Origin of the sequence: Mangrovicella endophytica (assembly GCF_002893625.1) — a bacterium.
In the GTDB taxonomy this organism is placed as follows: Bacteria; Pseudomonadota; Alphaproteobacteria; order Rhizobiales; family Rhizobiaceae; genus Mangrovicella; species Mangrovicella endophytica.
Genome location: NZ_PKMZ01000002.1, coordinates 68629 through 82419, shown reverse-complemented (window position 1 = coordinate 82419; position 13791 = coordinate 68629). Strand labels below are relative to the sequence as shown.

The 13791-nt window shown below is 67.7% G+C and carries 12 protein-coding genes; 6 read left to right on the top strand and 6 right to left on the bottom strand.

Annotation, left to right across the window (positions count from 1 at the left end):
• Positions 1–7: 7 nt before the first annotated feature.
• Positions 8–922, bottom strand: a complete 915-nt coding sequence (locus C0R46_RS05920) for a class I fructose-bisphosphate aldolase (RefSeq protein WP_102958696.1) — start codon at positions 920–922, stop codon at positions 8–10.
• Positions 923–1178: 256 nt separating this feature from the next.
• On the opposite strand from C0R46_RS05920, the gene C0R46_RS05915 reads away from it, so the two are divergent.
• From C0R46_RS05915 to C0R46_RS05900, 4 genes are all read left to right on the top strand, one after another.
• Positions 1179–1541, top strand: coding sequence for a hypothetical protein (locus C0R46_RS05915; RefSeq protein WP_102958695.1), 363 nt, complete (start codon positions 1179–1181; stop codon positions 1539–1541).
• A gap of 211 nt (positions 1542–1752) precedes the next feature.
• Positions 1753–3324, top strand: a complete 1572-nt coding sequence (locus tag C0R46_RS05910) for an ABC transporter substrate-binding protein (RefSeq protein ID WP_102958694.1) — start codon at positions 1753–1755, stop codon at positions 3322–3324.
• Positions 3325–3515: 191 nt separating this feature from the next.
• Positions 3516–4457 (top strand): cyclase family protein, encoded by a 942-nt coding sequence (locus tag C0R46_RS05905; protein WP_102958693.1) that lies wholly within the window; start codon positions 3516–3518, stop codon positions 4455–4457.
• Between the two features lie 119 nt (positions 4458–4576).
• A complete protein-coding gene (locus tag C0R46_RS05900) occupies positions 4577–5188 on the top strand; it encodes a glutathione S-transferase family protein (RefSeq protein ID WP_102958692.1) in 612 nt (203 codons plus the stop codon).
• Positions 5189–5239: 51 nt separating this feature from the next.
• Here C0R46_RS05900 and C0R46_RS05895 read toward each other — a convergent pair whose 3' ends face one another.
• The 5 genes from C0R46_RS05895 to C0R46_RS05875 are packed head-to-tail and all read right to left on the bottom strand — an operon-like array spanning position 5240 to position 10860.
• Positions 5240–5878, bottom strand: a complete 639-nt coding sequence (locus tag C0R46_RS05895; RefSeq protein ID WP_102958691.1) for a sarcosine oxidase subunit gamma — start codon at positions 5876–5878, stop codon at positions 5240–5242.
• Positions 5871–8849, bottom strand: a complete 2979-nt coding sequence (locus C0R46_RS05890) for a sarcosine oxidase subunit alpha family protein (RefSeq protein WP_102958690.1) — start codon at positions 8847–8849, stop codon at positions 5871–5873. The genes C0R46_RS05895 and C0R46_RS05890 overlap by 8 nt, the downstream gene beginning before the upstream one ends.
• Positions 8846–9232, bottom strand: a complete 387-nt coding sequence (locus C0R46_RS05885; RefSeq protein ID WP_102958689.1) for a sarcosine oxidase subunit delta — start codon at positions 9230–9232, stop codon at positions 8846–8848. The genes C0R46_RS05890 and C0R46_RS05885 overlap by 4 nt, the downstream gene beginning before the upstream one ends.
• A gap of 9 nt (positions 9233–9241) precedes the next feature.
• Entirely contained in the window at positions 9242–9598 is a 357-nt protein-coding gene (locus tag C0R46_RS05880; RefSeq protein ID WP_102958688.1) for a cupin domain-containing protein, read from the bottom strand.
• An 8-nt stretch (positions 9599–9606) separates the two neighbouring features.
• A complete protein-coding gene (locus C0R46_RS05875) occupies positions 9607–10860 on the bottom strand; it encodes a sarcosine oxidase subunit beta family protein (RefSeq protein ID WP_102958687.1) in 1254 nt (417 codons plus the stop codon).
• A 322-nt stretch (positions 10861–11182) separates the two neighbouring features.
• Between C0R46_RS05875 and C0R46_RS05870 the strand changes: the two genes are divergently transcribed.
• Together C0R46_RS05870 and C0R46_RS05865 are read left to right on the top strand one after the other, a co-directional pair.
• The gene (locus C0R46_RS05870) at positions 11183–13120 is read left to right on the top strand and encodes an FUSC family protein (RefSeq protein WP_157944565.1); all 1938 of its coding nucleotides are present in this window, start codon (positions 11183–11185) and stop codon (positions 13118–13120) included.
• 149 nt (positions 13121–13269) lie between these two features.
• A complete protein-coding gene (locus tag C0R46_RS05865) occupies positions 13270–13767 on the top strand; it encodes a DUF2380 domain-containing protein (RefSeq protein WP_102958685.1) in 498 nt (165 codons plus the stop codon).
• Positions 13768–13791 lie beyond the last annotated feature (24 nt).

The window sequence follows — 13791 nt, the reverse complement described above, 5'->3', positions numbered from 1 at the left end:
TGCCGCCTCAGGCGTAGACGTCCATCACCTCGTTCAGGAGCTGGATCGCCTCGGCCTTCGGACGCTGGAAGGAGTTGCGGCCGATGATCGAGCCGTTGCCGCCGCCGTCGCGGATGCCCTGCACCTCGTCCAGCAGCTCCTCGCGCGTCTTGGCCGCACCGCCGGAGAAGACCACCAGCCGCTTGCCGGCGAAGGCCGCCTGCATGATGTGACGGACGCGATCGGCTGCGTCGGCGGCGCGGATCTTGTGGTGATCGTAGGAGGACTTCGCCTCCTTCAGGTCGATATGCTCGGTCGGCAGCTTCACCTTGATGATGGTCGCGCCCATCAGCGCGGCCATGTGCGCGGCATAGGCGATGATGTCGAGGCCGGTCTCGCCCTCCTTGGTCACCTTGCCGCCGCGTGGATACGACCAGACCACCGTCATCAAGCCGCGCGACTTCGCCTTCAGGCTGATCTCGCGCAGCTCCTCCAGCATGTCATAGGCATGGTCTGAGCCGGGATAGATGGTGAAGCCGACGCCGACGCAGCCAAGGCGCATGGCGTCTTCGACGGTGCCGGTCAGCGCCTGGTCGTTGGCGCCGGAGGCAAGCGAGTTGCCGCTGTTCAGCTTCAGGATCAGCGGCACCTCGCCGGCGAATGTATCGGCGCCCTGCTCCAGCAGTCCGAGCGGAGCGGCATAGCCGGAGACGCCGGCCTCGATCGCCAGCTCATAGAGATAATGAGGATCATAGGCCGGCGGGTTGGGCGCGAAGGAGCGGGCCGGGCCGTGTTCGAAGCCCTGATCGACGGGCAGGATCACCAGCCGTCCGGTTCCCGCGAGCCGCCCATGCATCAGGAGACGCGACAAGTTGCTCTTCAGGCCGGGGCTCTCGCCTTCGTACCAGGATAGGATCTTGCGGACGGTGTCGGTTCTCAGCATCGGGCCCCCCAGGATGATCGCGCCGGCGATATCGCAGCGTCGTGATCGTGTTTCTGGGCAGCTGAGGAAGCCCCGTCCAGAGGCGGCGGCGCCCGCCACCGGATTAAAATCGGTTTAAGGATTTCCGTGACTTGCGCGAACGGTGATGCGCCTTGCCGAACCGCCAAAATCCCGCTGCGCCAGCCAACGAACGCCGGATGAACGAATCCTTAATATGCACGTTAAGGCTGATCATCAGTGCGGAAGGAGCAGGACGATGCGCGGCGGCGAAGCATTCCCGGAGGGCTTCGGCTTCGATCCGTCCATGATGTGCGCATCGCCGCCCGCGCGTCGCGAGGCCGTGAGACAGGCTGCGCGCCAGGAGCCTGAGGGCGATCCGGCATCGGCCGCTGCCGGGCAGCGGTCCAGCTTCAGCGCGGGTCCTGCCGATTACGGGATCAGGGCGTTCATCCCGAAGCGCTCCGCCGTCCGGCTCAGCCGCCGCGGCTTCCATCTCGATCCCATGCCGGATGCCGAGGCCGCGGATCCGGCGGTTCCCGAGCCGCAGAGCATGATCATCCCGACCGCACTTGTCGGCATCGCCTTGGCCGTCTTCGGCTACTTCCTGGACTTCAGCTAGACCGCGATCGGCGCCGGTCGAACGGCGTTCCGATCCAGCTCGCCACAACATGCGCAACTTCTGCTGCGACATGCCGCCTGCACGACGGCGCCGAGGCGTCGCAACCGTGACGCGGCGGCCGGCACATGCGGCAGCGGCGTGCTGCCGATTCTGATCGGCGGCGCCTGCTCCGATCGCCTTGCCGCCGCCGACAGGGCATCAGGAGTTCCGCTTGCCGACCTTCAGGACATGGGCTGCCGCCTTCCTCTGCAGCCTTGCCGTCATTCTGCCGAGCTTCGCCGAAGCCGCCGCGACGACCCCCGACGACACGGTCGTGGTCGCGCAAGCCGGCGCACCGGTCTCGCTCGACCCGCAGGCCGCGACAACGACGGCCGACTTCCGCATCCTGGTGAACCTCTTCGACGGCCTGGTGCGGTTCAAATCCGAAACGATGGAGGTGGAGCCCGCGCTCGCAAAATCCTGGACGATCGCGCCGGACGGGCTGACCTACACGTTTGACCTGCGCAGCGGCGTGAAGTTCCAGGACGGCACGCCGTTCAACGCCGATGCGGTCGTCTTCACCTTCGAGCGCATGCTGGATCCGGAGCATCCCTTCCATTCGACCGGCCCCTTCCCGCTCTCCTTCGTCTTTGCTTCCGTCGAGCGCGTGCGTGCGGTTGGTCCTGACAAGGTCGAGTTCCGGCTTCGCGAGCCATTCGCTCCCCTCCTCTCCAATCTCGCGACACCGACGGGCTTCATCGTCTCGCCGGAGGCAGTCAAGAAGTACGGCAAGGACATCGGCCGCCACCCCGTCGGCACGGGCGCCTTTGCCGTCGCCGATTGGAGCGCTGACGGAACGGTCTCTCTGACGCGCAACGAGACCTACTGGGACGGCGGCGCCAAGACCGCGAAGGCGGCGTTCCAGCCCATCCCTGATGCGGCCGCCCGCGTCTCGGCGCTGCGCTCAGGCGCGCTCGATGTGGCGGCGGATCTCTCGCCGGCCGATCTCAAGCCGGTCGCCGACACGGCCGGCATCGACTCGGCATCGGCAACCGCGCCGCATCTCTGGTTCCTGATCCTCAACACCAGGCACGGCCCCTTCTCGGACAAGCGGGTCCGGCAGGCCGTCAATTACGCCATCGACAAGAAGAAGCTGGTGGAAACGGTGCTCGGCGGGGGCGCGGAGATCGCTGCGGGACCGATCCCCTCCGCCTTCGGCTGGGCCAGCGATCCCGCGGTGAAGCCCTATCCCTACGACCCGGAGAAGGCCCGTCAGCTCATCCGCGAAGCCGGCGCGGAGGGCGCGACGCTGACCTTCTATGTCGCCGAGAGCGGCGCCGGCATGCTTGATCCCGTTGCCATGGCCAGCGCGATTCAGGCAGACCTCAAGGCTGTGAACCTCGACGTCCGGATCGAGACCTATGAGTGGAATACATTCCTCTCCAACGTCAATCCGGGACTCGGCGACAAGGCCGACATGGCCGAGATGGCTTGGACGACCAGCGATCCCGACACCCTGCCCTATCTGGCGCTGCGCAGCGGCGCGACACCGGAGGACGGCGGCTTCAACTCGGGGCGCTACGCCAATCCGGAGGTCGACAAGCGGCTGGACGCAGCCCATCGCGCCGTGTCGCAGGAGGAGCGTGCACAGCTCTACAAGCAAGTGCAGAAGCTCGTCCATGAGGATGCCCCCTGGGCCTTCATCGCGCATTGGAAGCAGCAGGCGGCAACGGCGCCTGGCGTCGAGGGACTTCGGCTCGAGCCGACCTTCCTGTTCCGGCTGAAGGACGTCTCAAAGTCCTGAGGTCCGGCAGCGCTGACGACGGTGCTCTCCGTTCGCGGTAAGGGCGCCCGCCAGCGGGAAACCCGGCCCGCCTGTTTGCCTCTGGCAAACGGCAGCCAGGAGAACCCGTCAGAATGCTTCCAGCTGACCGTGAAAGGTTCTAGCCTCCCCCTCCGGGCCCGCCATCTGGCGCGCCAATCGAGAGGGGACGAATGACGATGCTGTTGAAGATCTCGCGAGCGCTGCTGCTGCCGGCGCTGCTCGTCGCCGGCACCGCGGTCGGCGCTTCAGCCGCCGAGGGCGACGGTCTCTGGGCGGTGTATCAGTCGACCTTCGCCAAGGCGAAATATGTCGACCTCACCCATACGATCACGCCGAAGATCCCCGTCTGGGCCGGCTTTGCCGCGCCGACCTTCGCGCCTGCCAAGGCCGGCAGCGACCTCGAGGGCTACGCCAAGAAGGGCGACACCTTCTCCTTTGCCACCCATGGCTTCGAAGCGACGGCCTACCAGCTGAACACCGACCAGCTCGGCACGCAGCTCGACCCGCCGGCGCACTGGGCGCCTGAATACCCCGCGATCGACGAGCTGCCCGCCACCTACACGCTGCGCCCGCTCGTCGTCATCTCCATCGTCGAGCAGCTGAAGTCGAACCCGAACTATGCGCTGCAGGTTGCCGATATCGAGGCTTGGGAAAAGCAGCACGGCCCTATCCCCGAAGGCTCGGTCGTCTTCGTGCGATCCGACTGGTCGAAGGCCTGGCCCGACCCGAAGCTTGCGACCCTGAAGGAATTTCCCGGCGTCTCGCTGGACGCCCTGAAGTTCCTGCATGGCGAGCGCCATATCCTGTTCCACGGCCATGAGCCGCTCGATACGGATTCGACACCGACGCTCGAGGGCGAGCACTGGCTGATGCACAACGGCTATGCGCAGGCGGAAGGTGTCGCCAATCTCGACCAGGTGCCGGAGACGGGCGCGCTCGTTGCGATCGGCTATCCGAAGTTCGGGGGCGGCCTCGGCGGCTATGCGCGCTATGTCGCGATCTGCCCGCCGGACTGGCCGCATGGTGTGACGCCCGGCGCAGCGGATGCGCCGCTGCCCAAATCCGACAAGGTGCTGCACTACGACGAGGCGGCGGGCATGCGCATCCGCTAGAGGGAGCGCCGGACGCCGGCCATTCCGGCGTCACTCTTGGCGTTCACTACGCCGGCCATGCCGGCGTTACCCTTGGCGTCTACGACGCCGCACATTGACGGAAATCTGGGAGGATCATCATGCCGGAGCGCCTGAAGCTCTACTTCAACCCGCGCAGCCGCGCCGTCACCGCACGCTGGATGCTGGAGGAGGTCGGCGCCGACTACGAGCTGGTGCCGATCGGCTTCGAGGCCGACGACGCCAACAAGCAGGCGCTGCGGGCGGTGAACCGCATGGGCAAGATCCCGACCCTCGTCCTGTCGGACGGCACCGCGATATCGGAGACGCCGGCGATCATCGCCTGGCTCGCCGACGCCTATCCCGAGGCGGCGCTGGCGCCGGCCGTCGGCACGCCGGAGCGTGGACCTTATTATCGCTGGCTGTTCTTCGGCGGCTCCTGCATCGAGCCGGCGCTGACCGAGACGATGATGCGCAAGGACGCGCCGCCTCTGCCGAAGACCAGCGTCGGCTGGGGCACCTATGAGGACGTCCTGGCGACAGTGGAGGAGGCTGTGTCCACCAGCCCCTACCTCCTGGGTGAACGCTTCAGCGCCGCCGACCTCTATGTCGGGGCCGGGCTGAGCTTTGCCGGCATGTTCGGCGAGCCGCAGGTCAAGGCGAACAAGGTGCTGCAGGACTATGTCGCGCGGGTCACCGATCGCGACGCCTACCGCCGCTCGCAGAGCCAGTAGGGCTTATCGCGATGAAGCCGCCGCGCCGGTCGATCGGCCGACGCGGCCCCATCAGACCGCCGGCGCGCGGGCAGCCTCGGACATGAAGGTCCAGAGGTAGTCCGCAAAGGAGCGCCAGCACTCCACCTCGAAGCGCGTCTCCGTGCGGCGCCACAGCACGATCTCGGCCTTGCCGACAACGGTGCGGCTCGCGGTGCCGGTGGGGAAGCTCGCCAGACGCAGATCCTGCGGGCATCCGGCCATCAGCACTGCCTCGGCGGCGCGACCGTCCACGGCAAAGCCGACATTGCGGTTGGAGACGTTGACCGCCGAAAAGGTCTGATCCTCCAGGCTCGACAGCCGCTGCATCAGGGCCGCACCCGTGTCGGTCGGGGCGTCCTCGCCGCTCTCGTCGATCAGCAGCCATTCATCGGGCCCGAGCCAGAGCGCCGCGAGCGAGCCGGCCTGCGCCACCCCCTTCGGCCGCATCGGCAGTTCCAGCCCGAGTGCATCCTCGATGGCTCCGAGCTGCGGCTCGCCGGCCCGCAGGCTGATCCGCACGCGGGGCCCAAGCGGCGAGAGGGTGACGCCCGGACCGCCGCCATAGCGCCCGGTGAGCGGCGACAGCGCCGACGGACTGCGGGCGCCGAGGCCTGCCGTGCCATCGGCAGCCGTCAGACCAGTGTTGGGCGGGGTCGCGATGTCAGCCATGGAGCCGCTCTCCTTCCGGATCGAAGAACACGGGATCGGTGACCTCCACCGCGATCGTCTGGTCCTGCATCGGCACGTAGAGCGTCGAGCCCTTCAGCGCCCGGCCATCACGCACCAGCGCCATCGCGAAGGAGCGGCCGAGCGCGTCCGACATGTAGCTCGAGGTGACATGACCGATCATCGTCATCGGCACGCTCTGGTTCGGATCGGCGACGATCTGCGCGCCTTCCTCAAGAACGGTCAGGGGGTTCTTCGGCTTGAGGCCGACGAGCTGCTTGCGGCCTGGCGCGTTGAGGTCAGGGCGTTCCAGCCCGCGCTTGCCGACAAAGTCGGCCTTCTTCTTGGACACCGCCCATGACAGGCCGGCGTCGCCCGGCGTCACCGTGCCGTCGGTTTCCTGCCCGACGATGATGTAGCCCTTCTCGGCGCGCAGCACGTGCATCGTCTCCGTGCCATAGGGCTCGACGCCCAGGCCTCGGCCATGCTCGCGCAGCGCATCCCACACGGCGCGACCATAGTCCGCCGGCACGTTGACTTCGTAGCCCGCTTCGCCGGTGAAGGAGACGCGGAACAACCGGCAGGGCACGCCGAGGAAGCGGCATTCCACCACCGACATGTGCGGCAGGGCTTCGTCGGCCAGATCGGCGCCTTCGATGAAGGGCGCGATGGTCGCCCGCGCCTGCGGCCCCTGCACCGCGATCACCGCCCACTGCTCGGTGACGGAGGTGAGCCAGACCTTAAGCTCCGGGAACTCGGTCTGGCGGTAATCCTCCATCATGTTGAGGACGCGCGGCGCTCCGCCCGTCGTGGTCGTGACGTGGTAGCGGTTGTCGCCGACCCTTGCGACGATGCCGTCGTCGATGATGAAGCCGGCCTCGTTCAGCATCAGTGCATAGCGCGCCCGGCCGACGGCAAGGCTCGCCAGCGGCGTCGCGTAGATCAGGTCGAGGAATTTCGCCGCATCCGGTCCGACGACCTCGATCTTGCCGAGCGTCGAGGCGTCGAACAGCCCGCCTTTTTCGCGCACCGTGCGGCATTCCTGCCGGACGGCCTCGTGCATGGAGCGGCCGCGCGGGAAGTACCAGGCGCGTTTCCAGTTGCCGACATCCTCGAACACCGCACCCTCGGCCGCGGCGCTGTCGTGGATCGCCGTGCGGCGGGTCGGATCGAAGAGCTCGCCCTTGGCAAAGCCGGCGATGGTCCCGAAGGTCACGGGCGTGAACGGCGCTCGGAAGGTCGTCAGGCCGACCTCCGGCATCGGACGCTGCAGCGTGTCGGCGGCGATGCCGAGGCCGTGGATGTTCGACGTCTTGCCCTGGTCCGTCGCCATGCCGTTGGTGGTGAAGCGCTTGATGTGCTCGATCGAGCGGAAGCCCTCTGCCACGGCAAGGCGGATGTCCTTGGCGGTCACGTCGTTCTGGAAGTCGACGAAGGCTTTGACGAACTTGCCCGGCCCGGCGGCCGGGGTCGCGCCGACCATTCCGCCGTTCCAGCCGGCGGTGCCGGCGACCGCGGGACGCGTGACCTCGCCCGCGTCAGTGCCCGCCGCCTGGCGCCCCGCCGCCGCAGCGCTGGCGAGCGTCTCGGCGAGATCGAAGCAACCAGCCGAGGCGCCGACGCTGACACAGTCCTGCGCGCTTTCGCCGGGCACATAGGCCTGCAGCGCCGGATCGAACACGACCTTACCGCGCGACTGCGAGAACAGGTGGACGGAAGGCGTGAAGCCCGCCGACATCAGCAGCGCGTCGCAGTCGAACCCGCGCTGGTCGTGGCCGGTGCAGATCTCTCGGACCCGGAAGCCGCGAATGCGCTTGTGGCCGCGCACCGAGAACACTTCGTAGCCGGTGAGCACCTCGATACCGGCAGCACGTGCCGTGCGAGCGACAGCGCCCGGGTCCTCGCGCGTGTCGATGATGGCCGGCACCTCAACGCCGGCGCGCTTCAGGTCGATCGCGGCTTCATAAGCGGCGTCGTGCGCCGTGAAGACGCAGACGCGGCCGCCCGGCTTGACGCCGTAATGGTTGAGGTAGGTCCGGCCGGCGCCGGCGAGCATGATGCCCGGCCGGTCGTTGTCGGGGAACACCATCGGCCGCTCGATCGAGCCGGTTGCGAGGATGACTCGGCTCGCCCGCACCTGCCACAGCCGCTCGCGCGGCAGCGTCACATCCGGCGCGGCCAGATGGTCGGTCACCTGCTCGGCGAGCGCCACCATGTTCTGCGCGTAATAGCCGAAGGCCGTGGTGCGCGGCATCAGCCGCACGTTCGGCATGGCGCGCAGGCGTGCCACCGTCTGCTCCGCCCAGTCTATCGCGGCAATGCCGTCGATCATGGCGCGGCTCTCGGCCTTCAGCCAGCCACCAAAGGAGGCGCTTTCCTCGCAGAGAAGCACGCCGGCGCCGTTTTCCGCTGCCGTGAGCGCCGCGGCAAGGCCGGCCGGACCGCCGCCGACGACGAGCACGTCGACATGCTCGAACCGGTTGGCGTAGCGGTCGGGATCGGCCTCTTCCGGCGCACGGCCGAGGCCGGCGGCGGCGCGGATGCGCGGCTCGTAGACCTTGTGCCAGAAGGACTTCGGCCACATGAAGGTCTTGTAGTAGAAGCCGGCCGGCAGCAGCCGGGCAGCCAGGTCGTTGACCGATCCGATGTCGAAGGCGAGAGAGGGCCAGCGGTTCTGGCTCTCCGCAACCAGCCCGTCATAGAGGGGTTGCATCGTGGCGCGGATGTTCGGCTGCCGCCGTGCATCGTCGCGTCGGATCTCGACGAGGGCGTTCGGCTCCTCCGATCCCGCGCCGAGGATGCCGCGCGGCCGGTGGTACTTGAAGGAACGCCCGGTCAGATGGACGCCGTTGGCAAGCAGCGCCGAGGCGAGCGTATCGCCCTCGACCCCATGATAGCGGTTGCCGTCGAAGCTGAAGGCGATGCGGCGGCCGTCCCGAAGGCGCCCCTGCCCCTTGATGCGGAAGCTCGTCATAGGCCCGAGACCTCCCCGCCCGACTTGGCGCCTTCGAGCGGCGCGGTCGCCTTGTTGGCGCCGGCGCCGAACAGCTGCAGGCCGAGGTCGTGCCTGTCCGCGCCCTCGATCTCCGGGCGCGGCTCGCCGGCCTTGTAGAAGGCGAGGAACTTGTCGGTCACCGAATGGCGAACGGCGTTGAAGAAGCGACCGCAGCCATGGATGTGCCGCCAGCGCTCGAAGACGATGCCGCGATTATTGGTGCGAAGGTACAAGGACTCCGCGACCGCCTTGCCGGCATCGGGACCATTCAGAACGGGGCGCGCGATATGCGCCTCGCCGGCATGGCGGAACTCCAGCTCAGGCCGGTCTTCCTCGCAATAGGGGCAGTGGATCAGCAGCATTGCTGTCTCTCAAATCCTTGGCTTGGCGACGGCTGTCGCCGGGTCGCCGGTGTTCGGCGTGCCGGCCGGCTCGATCAGCAGGAGGTGCGTTTCTTCCTCGGCCACCGGCCGGTGCTCCACACCCTTCGGCACGACGAAGAGCTCGCCCGCGCCGAGGGTGACGTCGCCGTCGCGCATCTGGATCGTCAGGCGCCCCTTCAGGACGAGAAAGAAGTCGTCCGTCTCGGGATGCGAGTGCCAGACGAACTCTCCCTTCACCTTCACCACGATGACGTCGTTGCCGTTGTAGTCGGCGACGACCTTGGGTGCCCAATGCTCGGTGAAGGACGACAGCTTGTCGTGAAGACTGATCGCTTTGCGCTCCATCGCTGCCCTCAATGCGCGACGGCGGCGGCGGCCGCCTCGTCGATGAAGCGTCCGGTCTCGAAGCGGTCGAGGCCGAAGGCGGCGTTGATCGGATGCGGCTCGTCACGCGCGATGGTATGGGCGAAGACATGGCCGGAGCCAGGCGTCGCCTTGAAACCACCGGTGCCCCAGCCGCAATTGACGTAGAGGCCCTTCACCGGCGTCTTCGAGAGGATCGGCGAGCGATCCGCCGTGACGTCGACGATGCCGCCCCAGGAGCGCAGCATCCGCATGCGCCGGAACATCGGGAACATCTCGGTGATGGCGTCGAGCGTGTGGTTGAGGATGTGGAGGCTGCCCGTCTGCGAATAGGACGGGTACTGGTCGGTGCCCGCGCCGATCACGAGCTCGCCCTTGTCGGACTGCGAGATATAGGCGTGCACCGTGTTCGACATGACGACGCAGGGGAAGCAGGGCTTCACCGGTTCCGACACCAGCGCCTGCAGCGGGAAGCTCTCGAGCGGCATCCTGACGCCAGCCATGTCCATGACGACCGACGTGTTGCCGGCCGCAACGACCCCGATCTTGCGCGCGCCGATATAGCCTCTGGTCGTCTCGACGCCCTTCACCGACCCGTCGCTGCCGCGGCGGATGCCGGTGACGGTGGTGTTCTGGAGGATGTGGACGCCGCGTGCCGAGGCCGCGCGGGCATAGCCCCAGGCGACCGCGTCATGCCGCGCCGTGCCCCCGCGCCGCTGCAGCGCGCCGCCGACGACGGGATAGCGGATGTCCTTGGAGATGTTCAGCGCCGGCACATAGGCCTTGCACGCCTCCGCCGACAGCCACTCGTTGTCGATGCCGTTCAGCCGGTTGGCGTGGATGTGGCGCTGCGCCGACTGCACGTCGTGAACGTTGTGCGCCAGCATCAGGACCCCGCGCGGCGAGAACATGACGTTGTAGTTGAGGTCCTGGGACAGGCCCTCCCACAGCTTCACCGCATGGTCGTAGAGCGCGGCGGATTCGTCATAGAGGTAGTTGGAGCGGATGATGGTCGTGTTGCGGCCGGTATTGCCGCCGCCGAGCCAACCCTTCTCGATCACCGCGACGTCGGTGATGCCGTGCTCCTTGGCCAGATAGTAGGCGGTGGCAAGACCGTGGCCGCCGGCGCCGATGATCACGACGTCGTAGTGATGGCGCGGCTCCGGGCTCGTCCACTGCTCGCCCCAGCCCTTGTGGCCGCGCATCGACTCGCGTGCCAGGGCAAAGAGTGAAAATCGGCGCATGGGCGCTCCCTACCAGTTCCCGGCGTTCGTGCCGGGCACGTATCGTCCAAGCGGCATCGTCTCGCAAGGCTAGCCGACCACGCTGCTCGCCCTGCTCGCTTTGCGACGCAGCATGACGCGCCGGCGGACATCCTTACGCCGCCTGGCTCCCGCTGCAGGCGACCACAGACCGCGGCTCCTGACAATCGGTCGACGGCGAAAGTCGGCGTAAACTGAGGTATCTACTCGCGTTGAAGCAGAGCGGGAGCCTGACATCCGCAACCCTTTCGACCGCCTTTCGACGGTGCTGGCCGCAACCGATCCCGCCTTGATGCGGCTGCGCATGGCTCTGCGCGTCACAGTGACGCTCGTCGCCGTCGTCACGGGGCTTGCCGGCATCCACCTCGTCTATGCCCTGCCTCCGGCCGCCTACGGTGTCGCGATGATCACGGCGATGCAGGGCGCGCTGCAGGTCAGGGAAGCCTCGATGCGAGGCCAGACGGTGACGCGCACCCTGTCGGGATTCGCCGGCTGGTATGCTGTTGCGCTGGCGAGCGCCGTCTCCGCCCATCCCTGGGCGGGGCATGTCCTTCTTCTGCTGCTGATCTTTGCCGCCGTCTATATCAGGCGCTTCGGACCCCGGTGGAACGCCGTCGGCATGTTCGCCTTCATGAGCTACTTCATCGGCTCGTACCTGCATCCGGCGCCCGCAGACCTCCTCGGCATCGCGATCGCCATCGCCCTGTCCGGCGTCATCGCCCATGTCACCCGCAACACCCTTCTTGCGGAAGACGGGCAGCGGGATCTGGCACGAACGCTACTCGCCGTAGACCGCCGGATCGCGGAACTGCTGACCCTCACCCGGCTCGGCATGGAGGCTGGATGGGTCGGCACGCTGCGCCGCCGCGCGGTGCAGGCCGAAAACGGGGTCAAGGACGCCATCCTCGTTGCCGAAGGCCTTGTTCCCGCACCGGGCGAGAGCAGCGTCTACGCGAGCGATGACCCGGATCGGCCTGCTGATCTGCCGGATGCATCGACGGCGTTGCTCGACCTGCATCTCGCCACCGAGAGCGTGCTGCTCGCCAGCTTCGATCCCGGAACGCCGGAGAAGGACAACAGGGCTCTTCAGCAGAGCTATCGGCAGGCGGAGCAGCGCTTGCAGCGCGCTCGCCAAGTGGTGACGCAGGTTGTCGATCGGCTGCCGCCGGAGGCCTTCACCAGCTCCGGCGCCCCACCACCTGCGCGGTTTGCCGCATCGCTCGCGGGCTCGTCCACCTTTGGCGATCCGGCGCTGCGGCTGGCGATCCAGGTGACGCTTGCCGCGGCCGTCGCCATGGCCGGCGGCCTCTACCTCTCGCCGACGCGCTGGTTCTGGGCGATCCTGACCGCCTTCCTCGTCTTCACCAACACGCAGTCGCGCGGCGACACCGCGCTGCGCGCCATCAACCGCGCCCTTGGCACGCTCCTTGGCGTCATCGCGGGCATCGGTGTCGCGACCCTGATCGGCAACGAGCTGGCGGTGGCGCTGCCGCTCGTTGCCGTCTTCGTCTTCACCGGCTTCTATCTCCTGCAGCTCTCCTATGGCGCGATGACCTTTTTCATCACGCTCGCCATCTCGCTGGTCTACGGCCTGATCGGGCAGTTCACGCCCGACCTCTTGCTGCTGCGTCTGGAAGAGACGCTGGTGGGCGCCGCCGCTGGCGTCTTCATCGCCTTTTTGATCTTCCCGCAGTCGACGACCCGGCTCGCCGACGAAGCGGCGTCGCGGTTCTTTGCGGCGGTCGACGAGCTTCTGGCGGCGGCCGAGGACAGTCTCGACGGCCATGTCAGACGCGGGGAGCTCCTGCGCCTGTCGCGGCAGATCGACCGCCGCTACGGCGATCTCGCAGCCGCAGCGCGTCCGCTCGGCAGCAATTGGCAGGTCGTGCGCAAGCCAGGTCCCGTGCGCCAGACCCTGACGCGTTTCCTGGCCTGTGCCCACTGGTCGCGGATCTTCGCACGGCGCATGAGCGAGCACCGCGGGGATGAGGCCTCGACGGCGGCGCTGCGAGCCGCAATCGCCGAGCTTCGCCGGCAGGTCGACGACGCGGGCAAGGCAACGGGCTTGTTCGTCGAGGGCCCCGCCAGGCGCGGCAAAGAGCGGCTGCCGGAGGCGCGGCGTGCGGATTTTCACGAGCGCACCGATGATCCGCTGTTCTGCCTCGAACTGCTCTCACACATCGTTGCGCGGACGGTGCGCAGCGGACGACAGGCCTCGCAGCCGGCTCCCCCTGCCAGCTGACCATCGCAGACCTTCCAGCCGCGGGGCTCGCGCCTATCTGCAGAGGCCGGGCACCCGTTTCGCCTCGACCGGCGTCGGCGGGACGAACATCCGCGAGCGACCGCACGCCGGTGCGGCGAAGGAGCGGGCGCGCCGCCCGTTGGAACCCCGTGTCCCCAAACAGAACCGCCATCCTCGCAGTCCTGGTCGGCCTGATCGCCGCCACCCTGCCAGCAACTGCCGAACCGGCAATGCGGATCGCCGTTGCTGACTTCGACTATCTCGACACGTCCGGCGAGCCCGGCGATCAGACGAAGGCGCATGAAAAGCGCGTTCAGAGCTTCAACGCCCTGCTGCGCGAGACGCTGGCAGCCGAGGGCGCGTTTGCTCTGGTAACGCTGGAGTGTGGCAAGCCGAGCTGCGGCAGCGGCACGCTGAGCCCTGCGGAACTGACATCCATGGCCAAGGCGGCCGGAGCGGACTTCCTCGTCCTCGGCGTCATCCAGAAGGTCTCGACGCTGATCGGTTCCGGCCATGTCGACGTCATCGACGTCGCCAGCGGGAACGTCGTTCTCGACCGCATCCTGTCCTTCCGCGGCGATACCGACGAGGCGTTCGAGCGCGCGGCGAAGTTCACCGCGGCCAAGATTGCGGATGGGGTTCGTTAGACGGCCCGAAGGCATGGAGGGACA

Bases quoted from the DNA above. Each gene is read 5' to 3' on its own strand.
- C0R46_RS05920 (WP_102958696.1), bottom strand. From the start codon at position 922: ATGCTGAGAACCGACACCGTCCGCAAGATCCTATCCTGGTACGAAGGC.
- C0R46_RS05915 (WP_102958695.1), top strand. From the start codon at position 1,179: ATGCGCGGCGGCGAAGCATTCCCGGAGGGCTTCGGCTTCGATCCGTCC.
- C0R46_RS05905 (WP_102958693.1), top strand. From the start codon at position 3,516: ATGACGATGCTGTTGAAGATCTCGCGAGCGCTGCTGCTGCCGGCGCTG.
- C0R46_RS05900 (WP_102958692.1), top strand. From the start codon at position 4,577: ATGCCGGAGCGCCTGAAGCTCTACTTCAACCCGCGCAGCCGCGCCGTC.
- C0R46_RS05895 (WP_102958691.1), bottom strand. From the start codon at position 5,878: ATGGCTGACATCGCGACCCCGCCCAACACTGGTCTGACGGCTGCCGAT.
- C0R46_RS05890 (WP_102958690.1), bottom strand. From the start codon at position 8,849: ATGACGAGCTTCCGCATCAAGGGGCAGGGGCGCCTTCGGGACGGCCGC.
- C0R46_RS05885 (WP_102958689.1), bottom strand. From the start codon at position 9,232: ATGCTGCTGATCCACTGCCCCTATTGCGAGGAAGACCGGCCTGAGCTG.
- C0R46_RS05880 (WP_102958688.1), bottom strand. From the start codon at position 9,598: ATGGAGCGCAAAGCGATCAGTCTTCACGACAAGCTGTCGTCCTTCACC.
- C0R46_RS05875 (WP_102958687.1), bottom strand. From the start codon at position 10,860: ATGCGCCGATTTTCACTCTTTGCCCTGGCACGCGAGTCGATGCGCGGC.
- C0R46_RS05870 (WP_157944565.1), top strand. From the start codon at position 11,183: ATGGCTCTGCGCGTCACAGTGACGCTCGTCGCCGTCGTCACGGGGCTT.